At 71.6% G+C, this 19,115-nt stretch carries 20 protein-coding genes; 15 read left to right on the top strand and 5 right to left on the bottom strand.

Going from position 1 to position 19,115, the window contains the following annotated elements; all coding sequences use genetic code 11:
• The first annotated feature begins 8 nt into the window (after positions 1-8).
• The gene (locus tag ACIBK6_RS26850; protein ID WP_399053917.1) at positions 9-1,472 is read left to right on the top strand and encodes a dipeptidase; all 1,464 of its coding nucleotides are present in this window, start codon (positions 9-11) and stop codon (positions 1,470-1,472) included.
• Between the two features lie 47 nt (positions 1,473-1,519).
• On the top strand, positions 1,520-2,482 hold the full coding sequence (gene nudC / locus ACIBK6_RS26845; protein ID WP_399053916.1) for an NAD(+) diphosphatase: 963 nt from the start codon (positions 1,520-1,522) through the stop codon (positions 2,480-2,482).
• A gap of 91 nt (positions 2,483-2,573) precedes the next feature.
• On the opposite strand, the gene ACIBK6_RS26840 is transcribed toward nudC, so the two are convergent.
• Positions 2,574-2,816, bottom strand: coding sequence for a mycoredoxin (locus tag ACIBK6_RS26840; RefSeq protein ID WP_399053915.1), 243 nt, complete (start codon positions 2,814-2,816; stop codon positions 2,574-2,576).
• Positions 2,817-3,066: 250 nt separating this feature from the next.
• Here ACIBK6_RS26840 and ACIBK6_RS26835 point away from each other — a divergent pair, with 250 nt between their 5' ends.
• The 5 genes from ACIBK6_RS26835 (at position 3,067) to ACIBK6_RS26815 (ending at position 6,955) form a co-directional block, all read left to right on the top strand.
• Entirely contained in the window at positions 3,067-5,250 is a 2,184-nt protein-coding gene (locus tag ACIBK6_RS26835) for an ATP-dependent DNA helicase UvrD2 (protein ID WP_399053914.1), read from the top strand.
• Positions 5,251-5,429: 179 nt separating this feature from the next.
• The gene (locus ACIBK6_RS26830; RefSeq protein ID WP_399053912.1) at positions 5,430-5,783 is read left to right on the top strand and encodes a hypothetical protein; all 354 of its coding nucleotides are present in this window, start codon (positions 5,430-5,432) and stop codon (positions 5,781-5,783) included.
• Positions 5,784-5,951: 168 nt separating this feature from the next.
• A complete protein-coding gene (locus ACIBK6_RS26825) occupies positions 5,952-6,320 on the top strand; it encodes a WhiB family transcriptional regulator (RefSeq protein ID WP_399053911.1) in 369 nt (122 codons plus the stop codon).
• The gene (locus ACIBK6_RS26820; RefSeq protein ID WP_399053910.1) at positions 6,317-6,640 is read left to right on the top strand and encodes a hypothetical protein; all 324 of its coding nucleotides are present in this window, start codon (positions 6,317-6,319) and stop codon (positions 6,638-6,640) included. Before ACIBK6_RS26825 ends, ACIBK6_RS26820 begins: the two co-directional genes overlap by 4 nt.
• Positions 6,641-6,784: 144 nt before the next feature.
• Entirely contained in the window at positions 6,785-6,955 is a 171-nt protein-coding gene (locus ACIBK6_RS26815) for a hypothetical protein (protein WP_399053909.1), read from the top strand.
• Between the two features lie 15 nt (positions 6,956-6,970).
• Here ACIBK6_RS26815 and ACIBK6_RS26810 read toward each other — a convergent pair whose 3' ends face one another.
• Together ACIBK6_RS26810 and ACIBK6_RS26805 are read right to left on the bottom strand one after the other, a co-directional pair.
• The gene (locus tag ACIBK6_RS26810) at positions 6,971-8,335 is read right to left on the bottom strand and encodes an ABC1 kinase family protein (protein WP_399053907.1); all 1,365 of its coding nucleotides are present in this window, start codon (positions 8,333-8,335) and stop codon (positions 6,971-6,973) included.
• Positions 8,336-8,375: 40 nt separating this feature from the next.
• Positions 8,376-9,509, bottom strand: coding sequence for a ThiF family adenylyltransferase (locus ACIBK6_RS26805; protein ID WP_399053906.1), 1,134 nt, complete (start codon positions 9,507-9,509; stop codon positions 8,376-8,378).
• Positions 9,510-9,734: 225 nt separating this feature from the next.
• Between ACIBK6_RS26805 and ACIBK6_RS26800 the strand changes: the two genes are divergently transcribed.
• The 4 genes from ACIBK6_RS26800 (at position 9,735) to ACIBK6_RS26785 (ending at position 13,586) form a co-directional block, all read left to right on the top strand.
• Positions 9,735-10,331, top strand: coding sequence for a SprT-like domain-containing protein (locus tag ACIBK6_RS26800; protein ID WP_399053904.1), 597 nt, complete (start codon positions 9,735-9,737; stop codon positions 10,329-10,331).
• Positions 10,332-10,437: 106 nt separating this feature from the next.
• Positions 10,438-12,123 carry a TerD family protein gene (locus tag ACIBK6_RS26795; RefSeq protein WP_399053902.1) on the top strand — a complete coding sequence of 562 codons (1,686 nt, stop codon included), beginning with the start codon at positions 10,438-10,440 and terminating at the stop codon, positions 12,121-12,123.
• A gap of 13 nt (positions 12,124-12,136) precedes the next feature.
• Positions 12,137-12,817 carry an AIM24 family protein gene (locus ACIBK6_RS26790; protein WP_399053901.1) on the top strand — a complete coding sequence of 227 codons (681 nt, stop codon included), beginning with the start codon at positions 12,137-12,139 and terminating at the stop codon, positions 12,815-12,817.
• 13 nt (positions 12,818-12,830) lie between these two features.
• A complete protein-coding gene (locus tag ACIBK6_RS26785; protein WP_399053900.1) occupies positions 12,831-13,586 on the top strand; it encodes an AIM24 family protein in 756 nt (251 codons plus the stop codon).
• A gap of 103 nt (positions 13,587-13,689) precedes the next feature.
• Here the strand turns inward: ACIBK6_RS26785 and ACIBK6_RS26780 are convergent, their stop codons facing one another.
• A complete protein-coding gene (locus ACIBK6_RS26780; protein WP_399053899.1) occupies positions 13,690-14,211 on the bottom strand; it encodes an NUDIX hydrolase in 522 nt (173 codons plus the stop codon).
• Positions 14,208-15,662 (bottom strand): zinc-dependent metalloprotease, encoded by a 1,455-nt coding sequence (locus ACIBK6_RS26775; RefSeq protein ID WP_399053898.1) that lies wholly within the window; start codon positions 15,660-15,662, stop codon positions 14,208-14,210. Before ACIBK6_RS26775 ends, ACIBK6_RS26780 begins: the two co-directional genes overlap by 4 nt.
• A 189-nt stretch (positions 15,663-15,851) precedes the next feature.
• On the opposite strand from ACIBK6_RS26775, the gene ACIBK6_RS26770 reads away from it, so the two are divergent.
• The 4 genes from ACIBK6_RS26770 (at position 15,852) to ACIBK6_RS26755 (ending at position 19,088) form a co-directional block, all read left to right on the top strand.
• Complete coding sequence (locus ACIBK6_RS26770) at positions 15,852-16,958, top strand: SDR family oxidoreductase (RefSeq protein WP_399053897.1); 1,107 nt, start codon at positions 15,852-15,854, stop codon at positions 16,956-16,958.
• A gap of 78 nt (positions 16,959-17,036) precedes the next feature.
• Positions 17,037-17,498, top strand: coding sequence for a molybdenum cofactor biosynthesis protein MoaE (locus tag ACIBK6_RS26765; protein ID WP_399053896.1), 462 nt, complete (start codon positions 17,037-17,039; stop codon positions 17,496-17,498).
• 222 nt (positions 17,499-17,720) lie between these two features.
• Positions 17,721-17,891 carry a hypothetical protein gene (locus tag ACIBK6_RS26760; RefSeq protein WP_399053895.1) on the top strand — a complete coding sequence of 57 codons (171 nt, stop codon included), beginning with the start codon at positions 17,721-17,723 and terminating at the stop codon, positions 17,889-17,891.
• Between the two features lie 108 nt (positions 17,892-17,999).
• A complete protein-coding gene (locus ACIBK6_RS26755) occupies positions 18,000-19,088 on the top strand; it encodes a PDZ domain-containing protein (RefSeq protein WP_399053893.1) in 1,089 nt (362 codons plus the stop codon).
• The last annotated feature ends 27 nt before the right edge of the window (positions 19,089-19,115 follow it).

Raw genomic sequence — 19,115 nt, 5'->3', positions numbered from 1 at the left:
TCAAGGACATGAGCGAGACCCCGGACAGCGCCGTCCAGACCGCCACCGCGACGGTGCGCACGTACATCGAGCAGCACCGCGCCGCCTTCCTCGACGACCTCGCGGAGTGGCTGCGCATCCCGTCCGTGTCGGCCCAGCCCGACCACGCCGCCGACGTACGGCGCAGCGCCGACTGGCTCGCCGCCAAGCTCAGGGAGACCGGTTTCCCGGTCGCCGAGATCCTGGACACCCCGGGCGCCCCCGCCGTCTACGCCGAGTGGCCCTCGGGTGAGCCGGGCGCACCCACCGTCCTGGTCTACGGCCACCACGACGTGCAGCCCGCAGCTCGCGAGGACGGCTGGCACACCGACCCGTTCGAGCCGGTGATCGCCGACGGCCGGATGTACGGGCGGGGCGCGGCCGACGACAAGGGCCAGGTGTTCTTCCACACCCTCGGGGTCCGCGCGCACCTGGCGGCCACCGGCCGCACCGCCCCCGCCGTCAACCTGAAGCTCCTGATCGAGGGCGAGGAGGAGTCGGGTTCGCCGCACTTCCGGGCCCTGGTCGAGCAGCACGCCGAGCGCCTCGCGGCCGACGCCGTGATCGTGTCCGACACCGGCATGTGGTCCGCGGACACCCCCACCGTGTGCACCGGCATGCGCGGCCTCGCCGAGTGCGAGATCCGGCTGTACGGCCCCGGCCAGGACATCCACTCCGGTTCGTTCGGCGGCGCGGTCCCCAACCCGGCGACGGCCGCCGCCCGCCTGGTCGCGGCCCTGCACGACGGTGCCGAGCACGTCACCGTGCCCGGCTTCTACGACGGCATCGCCGAGCTGACCGACGCCGAGCGCGAGCTCTTCGCCGAGCTGCCCTTCGACGAGGCCGAATGGCTGCGCACCGCCAAGTCGACGGCGACCCTCGGCGAGGCGGGGTACTCCACCCTGGAGCGGATCTGGGCCCGCCCGACCGCCGAGGTCAACGGCATCGGCGGCGGCTACCAGGGCCCTGGCGGCAAGACGGTCATCCCGTCCTCGGCGATGGTGAAGCTGTCGTTCCGCCTGGTCGCGGGCCAGGACCCCGAGCGGATCGAGAAGCTCGTCACCGCTTGGGCCGGAGAGCAGGTCCCCGCCGGGATCCGGCACGAGATCACCTGGAGCGCGGGCACCCGCCCGTGCCTCACCCCGCTCGGCCACCCGGCACTCCAGTCCGTCGTACGCGCCATGGCCGAGGCCTTCGGCAAGAAGGTCCGCTTCACCCGCGAGGGAGGCTCGGGCCCCGCCGCCGACCTCCAGGACGTACTGGCCGCGCCCGTCCTGTTCCTGGGGATCTCGGTCCCCTCCGACGGCTGGCACGCGCCCAACGAGAAGGTCCAACTGGACCTGCTGCTCAAGGGCGTCGAGACCACGGCCCACCTGTGGAGCGACCTGGGCGGTGCGCCGGCGGGCCATCGCCGGGGCCCGGCCGCCGCCACGACAGCCCGGTCCACCGGCTGACGGACATCGCTGAACACACCATCCACCCGGGGGAGTTGGAAGCACCTGTGAGCACCACCAGCAGTGAAGCCACCACGGACCGGCCGATCGGGCTCGCCACGCCCATCGGCCTCACCGAGCACAGCGGCATCGACCGCGCGGCCCACCACCGCCTCGACGAGGCCTGGCTGGCGGCCGCCTGGAGCCATCCGACGACCCGGGTCTTCGTGGTGTCCGGCGGCCAGGTCCTGATCGACGACATCGCCGACGGCCGCACCGAGATCGTCATGACCCCGGCCTTCGAGGCCCCGGTCACCGAGACCCACCGCTACTTCCTGGGCACCGACGAGGAAGGCGTCAGCTACTTCGCCCTCCAGAAGGACGCCCTGCCCGGCCGCATGGACCAGTCGGCCCGGCCCGCCGGACTGCGCGAGGCGGGCCTGCTCCTGTCCCCCCGCGACGCGGGCCTGCTGGTGCATGCCGTCGCCCTGGAGAACTGGCAGCGCCTGCACCGCTTCTGCTCCCGCTGCGGCGAGCGCACCGTCATCGCGGCGGCCGGCCACATCCGCCGCTGCCCGGCCTGCGGAGCCGAGCACTACCCGCGCACCGACCCCGCGGTGATCATGCTGGTCACCGACGACCAGGACCGCGCGCTGCTCGGCCGCCAGGTCCACTGGCCGGAGGGCCGGTTCTCCACCCTCGCGGGCTTCGTCGAGCCCGGCGAATCCATCGAGCAGTCGGTCCGCCGCGAGGTCTTCGAGGAGGCCGGTGTCACGGTCGGCCCGGTCGAGTACGTCGCCAGCCAGCCCTGGCCCTTCCCGTCCAGCCTGATGCTCGGCTTCATGGCCAGGGCCACCTCGTCCGAAATCAACGTGGACGGCGAGGAGATCCACGAGGCCCGCTGGTTCTCCCGCGAGGACCTGACCGCCGCCTTCGAATCCGGTGAGGTCCTGCCCCCGTACGGCATCTCGATCGCGGCCCGCCTCATCGAGCTCTGGTACGGCAAGCCCCTCCCGAAGCCGACCCACTGACCCGGCTTCCACACATACGGAAGGCCCCCGTCCGGGATACGGACGGGGGCCTTCCGGCACAGCGGTGCCGACGCGTGTCGGCCGACTGGTGTCAGACGCCGATCTTCTGCTTGACCTGCGCGAGCGACGGGTTGGTGAGCGTCGAACCGTCGTGGAAGAGGACGGTCGGCACCGTCTGATTGCCGCCGTTGGCCTTCTCCACGAACGCCGCCGACGCCGGGTCGTGTTCGATGTTGACCTCGTTGTACGCGATGCCCTCGCGGTCCATCTGCTTCTTCAGCCGCTGGCAGTAGCCGCACCAAGTGGTGCTGTACATCGTCACAGTGCCCGGCATGTCTCTCGCGCTCCTCTGTATCGCTGACTGGCGTGCGCGCCCCGCCGAATGCGGTTCCGCCTCGACTGGAACGTACGGGACCCGACCGCCATTCCCGCATGTGACCGAATCGCCACGGACGGCCGCCGGGCCGTTCCGTAGCCGCTCAGGGCGGGCCGTCGGCGCGGTCGGCCCGGCATTAGTACTACTTCGGGCGCCCCCTGTGGACAACGCGGCGCATCCGTCCCGGCCGACCTGGCAGCATGGCGGGGTGACAGCAGCAACGCACTCCACTCTCTTCCCGCAGGTCCCCGAGACGGCCGACGCGGTGCTCGACGGGCTCGACCCCGAGCAGCGCGAGGTCGCGACGGCCCTGCACGGGCCGGTGTGCGTGCTGGCCGGCGCCGGCACGGGCAAGACCCGCGCGATCACCCACCGGATCGCCTACGGGGTGCGCGCCGGGATCCTCCAGCCGTCCAGCGTGCTGGCCGTCACGTTCACCAACCGCGCGGCCGGCGAGATGCGCGGCCGGCTGCGCCAGCTCGGCGCGGGCGGCGTCCAGGCCCGCACGTTCCACTCGGCGGCCCTGCGCCAGCTCCAGTACTTCTGGCCCAAGGCGGTCGGCGGCGAGCTGCCCCGGCTCGTCGAGCGCAAGATCCAGCTGGTCGCCGAGGCGGGCGCCCGCTGCCGGGTCCGGCTCGACCGCAACGAGCTGCGCGATGTGACGGGCGAGATCGAGTGGGCCAAGGTCACCCAGACCGTCCCCGCCGACTACCCGGCGGCCGTCGCCAAGCTGCACCGGGACGCGCCCCGCGACCCGGCCGAGATCGCCCAGGTCTACGCGATGTACGAGCAGCTCAAGCAGGACCGCGGCGTGATCGACTTCGAGGACGTGCTGCTCCTCACGGTCGGCGTGCTCCAGGACCGGCACGACATCGCGGACCAGATCCGCCGTCAGTACCAGCACTTCGTGGTGGACGAGTACCAGGACGTCAGCCCCCTCCAGCAGCGCCTCCTGGAGCTGTGGCTGGGCGACCGCGACAACCTGTGCGTGGTCGGCGACGCCAGCCAGACCATCTACTCCTTCACCGGCGCCACCCCCGACCACCTGTTGAACTTCCGCACCCGCCACCCGGGCGCGACCGTGGTGAAACTGGTGCGGGACTACCGCTCCACCCCCCAGGTGGTGCACCTCGCCAACGGGCTGCTCGGCCAGGCGAGCGGCCGCGCCGCCGAACACCGGCTCGAACTGGTCTCGCAGCGCGAGGCGGGCCCCGAGCCGGTCTACACGGAGTACGGGGACGAGCCCGCCGAGGCCGAGGGCGTCGCCCGGCGCATCCGCGACCTGATCGCCTCCGGGGTCTCGGCCGGCCGGATCGCCGTGCTCTACCGCATCAACGCCCAGTCCGAGATCTACGAACAGGCCCTCGCCGACGCGGGCGTGCCCTACCAACTGCGCGGCGCCGAGCGGTTCTTCGAGCGCCCCGAGGTCAGGGAGGCGGGCATCGCCCTGCGCGGCGCCGCCCGGGCCGGCGGCAACGACTCGCTGCTCGACGACGCCGTCGACCTGCCGTCCCAGGTGCGGGCGGTCCTCGGCACCAAGGGCTGGACCGCCGCGCCCCCGACGGGTTCGGGCGCGGTCCGCGACAAGTGGGAGTCGCTCGCCGCCCTGGTCCGCCTCGCCGAGGACTACGAGCGGGCCAAGCCGGGCGCGAGCCTTTCCGACCTGGTGGCCGAGCTGGACGAGCGGGCCGCCGCCCAGCACGCCCCGACCGTCGAGGGGGTCACCCTCGCCTCGCTGCACGCGGCCAAGGGCCTGGAGTGGGACGCCGTGTTCCTGGTCGGCCTCACCGAGGGCATGATGCCGATCACGTACGCCAAGACGGACGAGCAGATCGAGGAGGAGCGGCGGCTGCTGTACGTCGGCGTCACCCGGGCCCGGGTCCACCTCGCGCTGTCCTGGTCGCTCTCCCGGTCTCCCGGCGGCCGGGCGTCCCGCCGCCCCAGCCGCTTCCTGAACGGCCTGCGGCCGGGCTCGGCGGGCCGCGGCGCCCGCTCGGCCGGGGGTGGCGCCGGCGGCATCGAGCGCGGGCCCGCCGCCCGCAAGCGCACCCGCCGGGGCCCGGTGCTGTGCCGGGTGTGCGGGAAAACGCTCACCGAAGCCGGCGAGATGAAGCTGATGCGCTGCGAGGACTGCCCCTCGGACATGGATGAGGGGCTGTACGAGCGGCTCCGCGACTGGCGCTCCACCCAGGCGCAGCGCCAGGGCATGCCGCCCTACGTCGTCTTCACGGACAAGACGCTCATGGCCATCGCAGAGGCTGTGCCGTCCACCGGCCACGAGCTCGCGGTGATCTCCGGCGTCGGCGCCCGCAAGCTGGACCGCTACGGCACCGATGTGCTGGCCATCTGCGCAGGTGAGGCGCCTGGAGGAGACGACGAGGAGACCTCATGAAAACTCGTCGAAAAAATAGTTTGCGCCTGCCCCAGGAATCCCCATAGGTTCTTAACCACGGAAACGGGAGCTTCTCCGAAGCCCGGTCTCCGTGCTGTACTTAGCTGTACTTATCCGAATACGCATGGGATCAGGCCCCCGGGCCGAAGTCCCCGAGACGCCGAGAGGAGGCGAGACCAGTGGCCAGCTACATCGAGACCAGCACCAGCTTCATCAGCACCAAAGTGACGGACCGCTCGGTCGCCGCCACCTGCACGCTCGGCTCCTCGTTCCAGGGCACCGGTCTGTCCACCGGTGTCGCCGGTCTGCTCGGCCTCTCCGCCGTCATTCCGGCCTCCCTGGCGAGCCTCCCCGTGCGTGATGAGCGCAATGAGCGACCGATCCAGGCGCCGGGAGCAGCAGTAGCGAAGGGACGGGCTCAGGCCCACGCCTTTGCGGCGACCGGTGCCGGAGCCGAGAAGCAGACGAAGCAGTACCAGCACCACACGATGTGGGCCTTCCGTGGGCTCGAACCCTGGAGTGATCCAGCCTGATCCAGATCAGGCAGGCGCCTTCAGGGCCGCGGAACCCCACCCGGGATCCGCGGCCCTTCTGTTTGTCCCGAACGGGACGGACGGAGCGAAGGGGGCCTCGGTGCCAGCCGAAACCCGGCCGACCGGCCGGACCGACACAGCCGAACAAGACGAGGAAGAGAAACCACCGTGCAACTCGAAGCGCACGCCCCGTCCGTACCGCCCGCCCCGACTCTTCCCCCGCCCGGTCTCACGGAGGACCCCGCCTTGACTCCCCTCACCGCGCTCACCGCGCTCGACGACGCCATCGAGAACCTGGGCGTACCGGTCCCCTGCCGCTCCTTCGACCCGGAGGTCTTCTTCGCCGAGTCGCCGGCCGATGTCGAGTACGCCAAGTCGCTCTGCCAGACCTGCCCCCTGATGGCCGCCTGCCTCGCGGGTGCCAGGGAGCGGCGCGAGCCGTGGGGCGTCTGGGGCGGCGAGCTCTTCGTCCAGGGTGTCGTCGTTGCCCGCAAGCGGCCGCGTGGCCGTCCGCGCAAGAACCCGGTCGCCGCATGAACCGCCCGGGCACCATCGACCATCCCCGAACGAACGACCCCCAGAAGCAGGCCCCGATGACGACGTCCGCCAGCGAGCCCACCGGCTCCGCGACCCCAGACTTCACCACCACCGGCGCGAACGAGTCGCGTCAGAACAGGACCCTCGAAATGCAACTCATGCCAGAAGCCCTGGCTCGTGCGCATATGCACCAGCTCCGGCGGGAAGCCGATGCGGAGCGCCAGGCCCTGCGCCTGGTCGCCGCCCGGCGCATGCAGCGGCGCGCCGAGCGCGCGTCGATGCGTGCCCGTCGTGCCCTGGCCATGGCTGTCATGCACTGACAGCCTGGTCCGGCCGGCACGACCGGGAAAGCGGAAACAAGATGCGGGGGCCGGTCCGAACGGACCGGCCCCCGCGGTGCGTTGTGTCCGGCAAAGCGCCGGGCGCGGCGGTATCGTCGCGAGGTGGACGACCAGAATCGGCCGATGGCCGAAACCATCGTGTGCGCTCACTGCGGGACCCCGGCCCCTGCCGAGGTCCCACCGCCGACCTGGACCTACTCGGTCGAGAACGGCATCGGCCGCTACTACTGCGACGACTGCGCCCGCGCCAACATCAGGGCCATCGAGGGCCGGCTCGACGCCGCCTGGTGGTAGCGGCCGAGCCCCCGCTCACGCCTCCTCGGCCGCCTCCTGCTCCTGAGGTACGTCCGCCAGGAACCCGGGCATCCACTCCTCCAGCTCGTCCCGCATCCGCACCGTCGCGTCCAACTGGCACAGCACCCCGATGGTGGACAGCGTCACGCGGTGTATCAGCAGATACGACGGCGGCAGGTTGAGCTGCTTGCCCAACTGGTGCGCGGGGGAGCGGGGATCGGCGATCCGGGCGGCCTGCCCGCGCATCCAGCCCCGGCTGAAGGTGAACTCGTCGGCCTGCGCCGGCTCGATGATCGGCAGCAGGTAGTCGAGGACCGCGTCCGGGTCGAGGTCGATGGACTCCCTGACGAAGCCCTCCCCGCGCAGCAGGTCGTACACCGCCTCGGCCTGGCCCTCCAGCGTCATCCGCAGGGACTCGCCGATGGTCCGGGGCAGCCCGCCGGGCAGCCGGTCCACCGTGCCGAAGTCCAGGACGCCGAGCCGCCACGGCCCGCCCTCCTGCTGCGGCGGAAGCAGCCGGAAGTTGCCCGGATGCGGATCCGCGTGCAGCAGCCCGGTCCTGGCCGGGCCCGAGAACAGGAACCGGGTCAGCAACTGCCCTGCCCTGTCCCGCTGTTCGGGGGTGCCGTCGTTGATGACCTCCGACAGCGGTATCCCGTCGATCCACTCGGTCACCAGAACCTGGTCGCTCTGGTGCACCACATCGGGCACCACCACATCGGCGTCGCCCGCGAACTCCGCCGCGTGCTCCCGCTGGGCCCGCGCCTCCAGTTCGTAGTCGAGCTCCTCCGAGACCCGGTCGCGCAGCTCGGAGATGAGCGGCTTGATGTCCATCCCCGGAATCAGCGGCCCGAGCAGCCGCGCGAACCGGCTGAGCTGGGTCAGGTCCGACAGCAGGGCATCGCCCGCCCCCGGGTACTGCACCTTGACGGCCACCTCGCGCCCGTCGTGCCAGACCGCCCGGTGCACCTGCCCGATCGAGGCGGCGGCCGCCGGCTTCTCCTCGAACTCCAGGAACAACTCCCGCCAGTCCGCGCCGATCCGCTCCGCCAGTACGGCATGGACCGTGCGGGTCGGCATCGGGGGCGCCGCCTCCTGGAGCTTGGTCAGGGCGGCCCGGTAGGGACCCGCGACCTCCTCCGGCAGCGCCGATTCGAAGACGGACAGCGCCTGCCCGAACTTCATCGCACCGCCCTTGAGTTCACCAAGGACCTTGAAGAGCTGCTCGGCGGTGCGCTGCTGGAGCTCGCGGGCGACCAGCTCCGCGGACTTCCCGCCGATCCGCTTGCCCAGGCCCCAGGTGGCCCGGCCCGCGAAGCCGAGCGGCAGCGCGGCCAGCTTGACGGTCCGGGTGACCGCCTTCCGGGGAAGATCAGACATGCGCCCCTCCAAATCCCAGACAGCCGCGCCCTCGCGGGCGTTACCGGGCCATTGTGTCCTGTGGCCCGGCAGCCCCCGAGACCTGCTCCCCCCGAGTGTTCCCGGCCGCGCCGCAGAAGCAGCCGCGGTGCGGCTCGACGGGCCTGGACCGCCAGTCGAGCTGCGGCAGCGAGGCCTCCCAGCGGCTGCCCGTACTCGCGGGCAGGTCGCCGTCGAGGAACGCCAGCGCATGCGCGGCCGCCAGACCCGCCACCGCGGTGGCGAGCGCCAGGTCGCAGGCCGGAACGGCGCTGCGCTGCCGCCCCGAGCGCCACTGCGCCAGCAGCCGCGGCCAGCCCGGATCGCGCTCGGTGCGGCCGAGCGAGAGGCACCCCGCGCACCCGGTGCCACCCGGCAGGACCAGCGGCCCCACCACTCCCGTCGCCTCCACAACTCCCGCATACAGATGGGGGATTCCGGCGCCGATCCAGTCCTCGGCGTCCGCCGTGTTCGGTGCGTACACATCGAGTCCCTCGCGCGGGGCCACCACGATCAGGGAGAGCCCGGCCGGCTCCGCGTCCCGTCCCTGGCGCGGTGGCCCGCCCGGCGTCGTCTGCCGCACCAGGTGGCGCGCCGCAGTCGCACGCCGCTCGCCGACGGCCCGCTCGGGCAGCCCGCCCGGTGCCACATCGCCCGGCCGTACGACGCCGCCGTCGAGGACATCGACCTGGCCCACCCCCGCGCCCGCCAGCACCGATGCGATGGTCGCGCCCACCCGGCCGGTGCCCCGCACCTGGACCCGCATCGCCCGGCGGGCCGCCAGCCGCCCGGTCGCACCGCCCGGCTCCGGATGGATCAGGGAGAGGGAGGCCAGATCCGGCCGTAGTCGTTCCAGCGCGCCCGTCCGGTTCCGTAACGCGTCGGCCGCGGGGCCGCCGGCCGTCGGATCGTCCACCACGCCCGCTGCCGTCAACCGCTGCACCAGCTCGTCCACTTGGGCGGGCTGCATGTTCAGACCGCGCGCCCGCTCGTAGAGGAACGGCAGGCCCTGTGTGCCGTCGAGCAACTCCAGGAAATTGCCCGTCGCGGGGTCCACCGGCGAGACGACCACCGCCTGCGTGGGGGTGATCCCGAACTGCACGGTCTGCCGGTCCCGCCAGGCCCGGCGCAGTGCCGGCTTCAGCATCGGATGCATGGTCGAACCCCCGTCGTGGTGCGAGCCCGCACGTTCCCGAGGCCTGCTCGGTCGCCGGCCGTCGTGCGGCATGGGGCCAGAATGCCCGGCCCCGCCGGACGGCGTGAAAAGTTGTCCACAGGCGAGGGGTATTAGTCATTCGAATGCTGCACCCCAGCGGATGGATCATGGCTCAACCGTCCCGGAGGCGGGACTTCCCGCACTGGCAGCGGGTAACGTCGGGGCGTGCCCGCCGACCCCCTGCAGAGTGCCGGAAGCCCGCAGCGCAGCCCGAACCGCCTGCCGCCACGCGGCCCGGCGACGAGCGCGGTCGAGGTCCGCCGCAGCGCCCGGCGCAGCAGAACGGTCTCCGCGTACCGCGAGGGCGACCGCACCATCGTGTTGATCCCGGCCCGGATGTCCGAGGCCGAGGAGCAGCGCTGGGTGGGCGTGATGCTCGACAAGCTGGCCGCGCAGGAGAGCAAGCGCATGCTGGGCGACGCGGAACTCACCGAGCGCGCCGAGCGTTTGTCCGAGCAGTACTTCGAGGGCCGGGCCCGCCCCGCCTCGGTGCGCTGGGTGACCAACCAGAACACCCGCTGGGGCTCCTGCACGCCCGCCGAGGGCAGCATCCGCCTCTCGCACCGGCTGCAGGGCATGCCGGAGTACGTCGTCGACTATGTGCTAGTCCACGAGCTGGCCCACCTCCTGGTGCCCGGCCACGGCCCCCGGTTCTGGCAGCTCCTCGACGCCTATCCGCGCACCGAACGGGCCCGCGGTTACCTGGAAGGCGTGGTGGCCGCCGACCGGCTTCCGCATCTGCCCGCCGCCCGCGACGAGTAGGAGTCGGCGGTTCTGTACCGAATGTGTACCGGCTTCGCCGACTGTCCGAGGCAGCCGTTAGCCTGGCGCGACGCATTCACCTCGGGATGGGGGACGGTCGGTAGGCATGGCCAGGGAATTCCAGCGCGGCCACAAGGCCAAGGTCAGTGATCTCACGGCAGGGACGGATCTGTACGTAGGCGTGCAGATCGGCGGTCCCGGGCTGACCTTCGACATCAGCTGCTTCGGCCTCGACGCGAACGAGCGGTTGTCCGACGACCGTTACTTCGTCTTCTTCAACCAGCCGAAGTCGCCCGAGGAGTCGATCCAACTGCTCGGCACCCAGGCCGGTGACACCGAGTCGTTCCGCGTCACCCTGGACCGTGTCCCGCCGAGTGTCCGCAAGCTCTCCTTCACCGCGACCATCGACGGCGCGGGACAGATGTCGCAGGTCGGCCCGGGCTACATCAGGGTCGTCGCCGGTGGCGAGGAAGTGGTCCGGTATTCCTTCACCGGCGCGGAGTTCAGCACCGAACGGGCCGTCATGCTCGGCGACTTCTACCTGAAGGACGTCTGGCGCTTCGCCGCCGTGGGCCAGGGCTTCGACGGGGGACTCGAAGCGCTCCTGAAGAACTTCGGCGGTGAGGTCCTCGAAGAGGAGGAGCCCGCCGCGCCGCCGCAGCAGTCGCAGGGCGCGGCCCCCGGTTTCGCTCCGCCGCCCCAAGTCGCCGCGCCCGCCCCGCAGTTCGCTGCTCCGGCGCAGGCCCCGCAGCCCGCTCCTTCCTTCGCGGCGCCCGCCCCCGCCCCCTCCTTTACGGCGCCGTCCCCCGCCCCCGCCGCCCCGCAGCACTACGCACCACCGTCGCAGGGATCGCCCCCGCCCCCGCCCCCCGCGCCCAGCCAGCAGATCCACGCCGCGCCGACCATCGCCGCGCCGATGCACCTGCCGCCCGGCACCATCCCGCCGCCGCCCGCCCCGGCGCCGTACGCGCAGCCGCACGGACAGCCGCCGCGGCAGCCCCAGTTCGGCCAGCCGCCCGGCCCCGTCCCGGGGCAGCTGACGCCACCGGGCGCTCCCGCCCCTTACGGTCAGTCGGCGCCCTATGGCCAACCCGCCCCCTACGGCCGGCCGCAGGGCATGCCGCAGGCCGGCGGCGGCCTGCACGGCGCCATCCAGATGTACAAGGAACTGCCCACCGGCCGGCGCTGGACCTCGCAGAACAAGCAGTTGGTCCGGGTCGACCTCGGCGCGGGCGGCCAGCCGGTCCTCGCCCGCCAGGGCAGCATGGTCATGTACCAGGGCAAGGTCGACTTCGGCTACAAGGGGGCCGGTCTCGCCGGCCGGATCGTCGGCAACACGACCGGCCAGGAAATGCAGTTGATGCGCTGCACCGGCCGCGGTCAGGTCTTCCTCGCCGAGAACAGTGCCTATCTGCACCCCATCGAGCTCCAGGGCGACGGCATCTGCGTCTCCGCCGAGAACGTCCTGGCCTTCGACGAGTCCCTCCAGTACGAGGTCCGCCGCATCGAGGGCCACGGCATTCCCGGCGGCGCCCTGTTCACCATGCTGTTCCAGGGCGCCGGCACCATCGTCGTGATGACCCACGGCACCCCGGTGGTGCTGCCGGTCACCCCGACCACGTTCGCCGACAGCGACGCGATCGTCGCCTGGTCCGCCGCGTCCCAGGTGATCGTCTCCAGCCAGGTCAGGATGCGCCGCAACGCCTATCCGGGAGACAGCGGCGAGTCCGTCAACCTCCAGTTCCGGGGCGCCCCCGGCAACTTCATCATCGTCCAGCCGTACGAGGTCTGAGGGAGCCCGAACAATGAACCAGCAGCTCGCGGGCTATGCCCCCACCCCCGTCGCGGCCCGGATGGAGAACCACGGCAGCGCCATGCTGAAGGTGGCCATGGCCACCGGCCAGGACCTGCTCGCCCGGGTCGGCTCGATGGTCGCCTACGAGGGCTTCATCCAGTACGAGCCCAACCCGCCCGCCGTGCGCCAGATGGCCCGGGACTGGATCACCGGCGAGGGCGCCCCCTTGATGAAGTGCACCGGCGACGGACTGCTCTACCTCGCCGACTACGGGGCCAACGTCGTGATCGTCCACCTCGACAATGACGCGCTCTCCGTCAACGGCACCAATGTGCTCGCCTTCGACGCGAGCCTCCAGTGGGGCGTCGAACGGGTCAAGGGGCTCGCCAAGTTCGCGGGCCAGGGCCTGTTCAACGTGAAGATCTCCGGCACCGGCTGGGTCGCCCTGACCTCGCGCGGTACCCCGGTCGTCGTCGACTGCGGCAGCGGCGAGGACGAGACGTATGTCGACCCGGACGCGCTGGTCGCCTGGTCCCCGAACCTGAAGGTGAAGGGCAAGCGCAGCTTCAAGGCGTCCTCGCTGATCGGCCGGGGCAGCGGAGAGGCGTTCCAGATGGCCTTCTCGGGCCAGGGCATCGTCGTCGTACAGCCGAGTGAGGACAGCACGGACCGCCTGCGGGCCCGGGGCTGAGGGGGAGACACCAATGCAGAGCCCGCTTTTCAGCTACACCGAGCAGCAGTCCCAGGAGCGGTACACCGCGCAGAACCCGCAGTTGCTGCGGGCCGTGCTCACCGGCCACGACGACCTCCTGGCCCGCAAGGGCTCGATGGTCGCCTACCAGGGGCTGATGGAGTTCGACGGCGAGTACCAGTCGCACGGCCAGCAGAGCGCCCGCGCCCGCACCGGCGAGGGCCTGGACCTGATGCGGGTGTCCGGACAGGGCACGGTCTACCTCGCCAACCTGGCCCAGCACGTCCACATAGTGGACGTCGACCGGGACGGTCTGACCGTCGACAGCGGCTACGTCCTCGCCATGGACTCCTCGCTGCACTACGAAGTCGTCGCCGTGGACAGCCAGTACGGGATCTCCGGTACCGGCAAGTACCAGCTCAACATCACCGGCACCGGCAAGGTCGTCCTGATGACCTCGGGCCAGCCGCTGATGCTCCAGGTCACGCCCGACAAGTACGTGAACGCGGACGCGGACGCGATCGTCGCCTGGTCGACCTCGCTCCGGGTGCAGATGCAGGCACAGACCCACTCCACCGGAGTCTGGCGGCGCCGTGGCAACACCGGCGAGGGCTGGGAACTGAGCTTCCTGGGCCAGGGTTTCGCCCTCGTCCAGCCGAGCGAGGTGCTGCCGCCGCAGAACGCGGTGATCGGCCAGGGCCTGCGGGCCCAGTACGGCATCGGTCAGCAGGGCGCCCACGCACAGAATCAGGGCAACGCCTGGAGCTAGGGGGGTGTCCCCAGCGGGCACGAGGAGGGGCATGAGTAAGGGGCGCCCGCAATAGCGAACGCCTCTTACCCATAAGGCGGTTGGGGCCGGACCCGTAACGCCGTCACAGCCGGGCGCGGGTCGCCTCCACCAGCCGTACGACCGACTCGTCGGCCACCGCCGCGACCTCGTCGTAGGCGAACCAGCGCAGGTCCAGGGACTCGTCGCTGATCGCCTCGACCGCGCCGGGCGGGGCCAGCGCCGCGTACTGGACGTCCAGGTGCCAGTGGCAGGGCGCCGGGATGGCGTGCCTGTCGAGCCGTACGGGGCCGCCCGCGAGCAGGGTGAGACCGGTGACGCCCGACTCCTCCCGGGCCTCGCGCAGGGCGGCGGCCGTGAGCGAGGTGTCCTCGGGCTCGCAGTGCCCGCCCATCTGGAGCCACATGTTCAGCTTCTTGTGCAGCGTCAGCAGCACCCGGCCCCGCTCACGGTCCACGACCAGCGCGCTCGCCGTGAGGTGACCGGCCCCGCAGGCCTTCCACATCGTGTCCGGGTGCGCCGACAGATGGTCCAGGTAGGCCTGGCGCAGCTCGGCCTGGCCCTCGTACGCCTTCAGTACGAGGACCGCGTCGTCATGCAGGCTCACTTGTCGGAATCGCCCTTGCCGTCGCTGTCGGTGCCCGGCTCGTCCGTGCCCTGCTCGTCCCGCTTGTCCTTCTTGAGCGACGGGCCGTGCTGCTCGGCGGCCTCGCCCAGCATCTTGTCCAGCTCCGAGAAGTCGAGGTGCTCCCGGTGCACGAAGCCGTCCGGGTCGTCCAGGTCGGAGGCGGTCGGCAGCATGTCCGGGTGCTCCCACAGGTCGTCCCGGCCGTCCACACCGCGCGCGTCGGTGAGCGAGGCCCACAGGCGCGAGGCGTCCCGCAGCCGGCGCGGACGCAGCTCAAGACCGATCAGCGTGGCGAAGGTCTGCTCGGCCGGGCCACCGGTCGCCCGGCGCCTGCGCAGCGTCTCGCGCAGCGCGTCCGCCGAGGTCAGCCGGGGCTTGGCGGCCTCGTGGACCACCGCGTCCACCCAGCCCTCGACCAGCGCGAGCGCGGTCTCCAGACGGGCCAGGGCAGCCTTCTGCTCCGGGGTGTCCTCCGGCTGGAACAGACCCTGCTGGAGGGCCTCCTGCAGCTGCTCCGGGTTCGACACGTCGAGCTGGCCGACGGCGTCCTCCAGCTTCGCCGTGTCGACCTTGATGCCGCGCGCATAGCCCTCGACCGCACCGAACAGATGCGAGCGCAGCCACGGCACATGGGCGAAGAGCCGCTGGTGGGCGGCCTCGCGCAGGGCCAGATACAGCCGGATCTCGTCCTTGGGGACGCCTAGGTCCTTGCCGAAGGCCTCGATGTTCAGCGGAAGGAGCGCGGCCTTGCCCGCCGGGCCGAGCGGCAGCCCGATGTCCGTCGAGCCGACGACCTCGCCCGCGAGCACACCCACGGCCTGCCCGATCTGCTGGCCGAACATGGCGCCGCCCATGGAGCGCATCATGCCGATCAGCGGGCCCGCCATGGCCTGCATCTCCTCGGGCAGGACGCCGCCCATGGCCGCGCCGACGCGCTCGGCGACCGGGTCGACCAGTTCCTTCCAGGCCGGCTGGGTGGCCTCGACCCACTCCGCGCGGCTCCACGCCACGGCGGTGGTGGAGCCGGACGGCAGCGACGTCGCATCGTCCAGCCACAGGTCGGCGAGGCGCACGGCTTCCTCGACGGCGGCGCGCTCGGCGGGGCCGATGCTCTCGTCCTTGGTGCCGTCGGCCGTGCCCTGGGCGACCGTCTGCCGGGCGATCTGCTTGGCCATGTCCCAGTTCACGGGACCGCCCTCGTAGCTCAGCATCTGGCCGAGCTGCTGGAAGGCGGCGCCCAGGTCGTTCGGGTTCATAGAACCGAACATCGCGGCGAACGGATTGTCCCCGCCGCCCGCGCCCGGGAACCCGAAGGGGTTGCCGCCCTGGCCGCCGGCACCCTGGCCACCTCCGGCAGGGTCCTTCTTCTTGCCGTCGCCGTTCTCCGGCTCCTCCGGCGGAAGGCCGAATCCGAATGGGGTGTCACTCACGGGTTTCCTCGGCTCGTTAGGCCGTCGGCTCCTGCCGACGGCGGCTGCCCCACAACACCACCAGCGTAGACATCCGAACCGGATAAGGGCTCGGTGCTCCGCCGCCTCGCGGCCTGCGGCAGGATGGACGCCACCTGGTACGCACGCGTCATTAACGTACGTACTGAAGACAACCGCTGGAGACGCCCGGTGAGTTCCCCAGATCCGCAGGTTCGCGCAGCGCGAAACCTCTCAACCTCCACATCGCGCGGTCCCGTCGTCGCCGTGACCGGTGCCGCGTCCGGGATCGGCGCCCTGCTGACCGCGCGGCTCGCCGCGTCCGACGAGGTCAAGCAGGTCGTCGCCATCGATGAGCGCCGGGGCGAGGTCTCCGAGGCGACCTGGCACATCCTGGACGTCCGCGACCCGGCGATCGCGGAGAAGCTGCGGGGCGCGGACGTCGTCGTGCACCTGGCGCTCGACCTGGACCTGGAGACCGACTCGGCGGCCCGTACCGCGTACAACGTGCGCGGCACCCAGACGGTGCTGACCGCCGCGGCCGCCGCGGGCGTCCACCGGGTGGTCCTCTGCACCTCCGCGATGGTCTACGGAGCGCTGCCCGACAACGACATCCCGCTCTCCGAGGACGCCGAGCTGCGGGCCACCGCCGAGGCGACCGGTGTCGGCGACCTCCTGGAGATCGAGCGCCTCGGGCGGCGCGCACCCCGCGCGCACCCCGGTCTGAACGTCACGGTGGTAAGGCCCGCCGTCCTGGTGGGCGGTACTGACACCGCGCTCACCCGGTACTTCGAGTCGCCGCGCCTCCTGGTGGTCGCCGGGTCCCGTCCGACCTGGCAGTTCTGCCATGTCGAGGACCTGTGCAGCGCCCTGGAGTACGCCGCCCTGGAGAAGGTCGACGGGGAGTTCGCGGTCGGCTGCGACGGGTGGCTGGAGCAGGAGGAGGTCGAGGAGCTCAGCGGCATCCGCCGCATGGAGCTGCCCTCCGCGGTGGCGCTGGGCGCGGCGGCCCGGCTGCACCGGATCGGGCTCACGCCGTCGCCCGCGGGCGACCTCGCGTACACGATGCACCCGTGGGTGGTCAGCGTCGGGCGGCTGCACGACGCGGGCTGGCGGCCGCGCTGGACCAATGAGGAAGTGCTCGCCGAACTCCTCGAAGAGGCCGCGGGCCGGCACACTGTCGCGGGCCGCCGGCTCGGCCGCAAGGACGCCACCGCCGCGGGGGCCGCCGGCGCGACCGTCGCGCTGCTCGGCGCCGCCGCGGTGGTGCGCAGGGCCCGCAAGCGCCGGGGTCTGTAGGACCCTCCTACGGAGGGTCACGGCACCCGGGCGAAAGAGCTATTCCGGGATGTCGGTCCCGTGCGGCACGATGGGAGCATGGCACGCACGTACCCCGACCACCCCGGTGAGCAGTCGGCGCAGGACCCGATCCGGCTCCTCGCGATCCGTGACACCCCGCTCTCCGTGGACGAGGTCTTCGCCGCCGCCGGTGATTCGGCGGCAGGCGGCACCACGCTCTTCGTCGGCACCGTGCGCGACCACGACGGCGGCTCGGACGTCGACAAGCTGGGGTACTCCTGTCACCCCTCCGCCGAGGCGGAGATGCGCCGGATCGCCGAAAAGGTGGTCCGCGACTACCCGGTCCGCGCGCTGGCCGCCGTCCACCGGGTGGGCGAACTGGCGGTCGGTGATATCGCGGTCGTCGTCGCGGTCTCCTGCCCGCACCGCGGGGAGGCCTTCGAGGCCTGCCGGATGCTGATCGACGCCCTCAAGCACGAGGTCCCGATCTGGAAGCACCAGATGTTCTCGGACGGCACAGAGGAATGGGTCGGCGCGTAGCGCCGTCGTTGGGGGGGGCGGTGGTCGGGCGACGGGAGGGCGGGTCGGCGCGTAGCGCCGTCGTTGCCGCACCGGCTGGGCCGCTCGGCGGATCTGAAACCCCGTTGGGTGGCATGCGCCCCGATTTGCGTAACCGGCCCCCTGGCCTGAGCGTTGAACCGGCGGATGACTAGTCTGCTGATCTGTCAGTTGCGGTCGCTCATTTGGGGACGGGAGGTCGGAATGGCTGCACTCTTGTGGCTGCTGATTCCGCTTTTCGCTGCTGTCGGCGCTGCGATATGGGCGAGCTGGACCGCCCGCGATCGCACCTCCGGCGATGTAGCTGAACTCGCCGGGTACAGCCGGTTCCGTGAAGCGATGGAGAAATCCCACTCCGGATCCGACGCCGCCTGAGCGTTTCCGACCGGCGCCGCGCGCCTCACGCTCGTACGCGGTCGCCAACAACCCCGTACGGACCGGCCCCAGGGGTGGGCGCACAGATCGGTCCCGTACTGTCGTTCCATGCCACGCCGCACCGCGACGATGCTCGCCTCCACCCTCGTCCTGATCGCGCTGCTCTGCGCCGGCGTGCTCATCAAAGTGCCGTACTCCGAGATGTCTCCCGGGCCCACCGTGAACACGCTCGGCGACGCCGGCGGCGAGCCGGTGCTGCAGATCGCAGGCCACAAGACGTACCCGACGACCGGGCATCTCAACATGACGACGGTCAGGGTCACCGGTGCGGACTACCGGATGAACCTCGTCGCGGCGGTCTACGGCTGGCTGGCGCACGACAGCGTGGTGGTCCCGCACGACACGCTCTACCCGGACGGCAAGACCGACGCGCAGTCCAACCAGGAGAACGCCGAGGAGTTCAGCCAGTCCCAGGAGAGCGCGAAGGTCGCGGCCCTGAACGAGCTGGCCATCCCCGTGAAGAGCTGGGTCATCGTCTCCTCCGTCGTCAAGGGCAGCCCCGCCGAGGGCAAGCTGCACGCCGGTGACGCCATCAAGGCCGTCGACGGCACCAGGGTGACCAAGCCCGCCGATGTCGCGGCCCTGGTCACCAAGCACAAGCCCGGCCAGAACGTGGTCTTCACGATCATCCCGGCCAAGGACGCGGAGGTCGCCAAGAAGGCGGGCAAGGAGCCCGAGGGCGGCGAGAACCTCACCATCACCACCGAGAAGGCGTCGGACGGCGACCGCGCGATCGTCGGCATCCAGGCCGGGACCGACCACGCCTTCCCGTTCTCGGTGGACATCAAGCTCGCGGACGTCGGCGGCCCCAGCGCGGGCCTGATGTTCTCGCTCGGCATTGTCGACAAGCTGACGCCCGAGGACCTGACCGGCGGGAAGTTCGTCGCCGGCACCGGCACGATCGACGACACCGGCAAGGTCGGCCCGATCGGCGGCATCGAGATGAAGCTGATCGGCGCGCGCAAGGCGGGCGCCCGCTACTTCCTGACGCCCAAGGACAACTGCGCGTCCGCCGCGGCGGACATTCCGGCGGGTCTCACCCTGGTGAAGGTCGACAGCATCCACGACGCCAGGCAGTCCCTGGACAAGATCCGCACGGGGGACGCGGCCGGACTGCCGAACTGCTCGGCCAAGTGACGCCAGTGGCTCCGGCCGCGCCCCCGA

The organism is Streptomyces sp. NPDC050485, assembly GCF_044458185.1.
Lineage (GTDB): Bacteria > Actinomycetota > Actinomycetes > Streptomycetales > Streptomycetaceae > Streptomyces.
This window is presented reverse-complemented; position numbering and strand designations above follow the sequence as displayed.

Coding starts and splice junctions, on each gene's coding strand:
- ACIBK6_RS26850 (WP_399053917.1), top strand. CDS start 9: ATGAGCGAGACCCCGGACAGCGCCGTCCAGACCGCCACCGCGACGGTG.
- ACIBK6_RS26840 (WP_399053915.1), bottom strand. CDS start 2,816: ATGCCGGGCACTGTGACGATGTACAGCACCACTTGGTGCGGCTACTGC.
- ACIBK6_RS26820 (WP_399053910.1), top strand. CDS start 6,317: ATGAACCGCCCGGGCACCATCGACCATCCCCGAACGAACGACCCCCAG.
- ACIBK6_RS26815 (WP_399053909.1), top strand. CDS start 6,785: ATGGCCGAAACCATCGTGTGCGCTCACTGCGGGACCCCGGCCCCTGCC.
- ACIBK6_RS26810 (WP_399053907.1), bottom strand. CDS start 8,335: ATGTCTGATCTTCCCCGGAAGGCGGTCACCCGGACCGTCAAGCTGGCC.
- ACIBK6_RS26805 (WP_399053906.1), bottom strand. CDS start 9,509: ATGCATCCGATGCTGAAGCCGGCACTGCGCCGGGCCTGGCGGGACCGG.
- ACIBK6_RS26795 (WP_399053902.1), top strand. CDS start 10,438: ATGGCCAGGGAATTCCAGCGCGGCCACAAGGCCAAGGTCAGTGATCTC.
- ACIBK6_RS26790 (WP_399053901.1), top strand. CDS start 12,137: ATGAACCAGCAGCTCGCGGGCTATGCCCCCACCCCCGTCGCGGCCCGG.
- ACIBK6_RS26785 (WP_399053900.1), top strand. CDS start 12,831: ATGCAGAGCCCGCTTTTCAGCTACACCGAGCAGCAGTCCCAGGAGCGG.
- ACIBK6_RS26765 (WP_399053896.1), top strand. CDS start 17,037: ATGGCACGCACGTACCCCGACCACCCCGGTGAGCAGTCGGCGCAGGAC.
- ACIBK6_RS26760 (WP_399053895.1), top strand. CDS start 17,721: ATGGCTGCACTCTTGTGGCTGCTGATTCCGCTTTTCGCTGCTGTCGGC.
- ACIBK6_RS26755 (WP_399053893.1), top strand. CDS start 18,000: ATGCCACGCCGCACCGCGACGATGCTCGCCTCCACCCTCGTCCTGATC.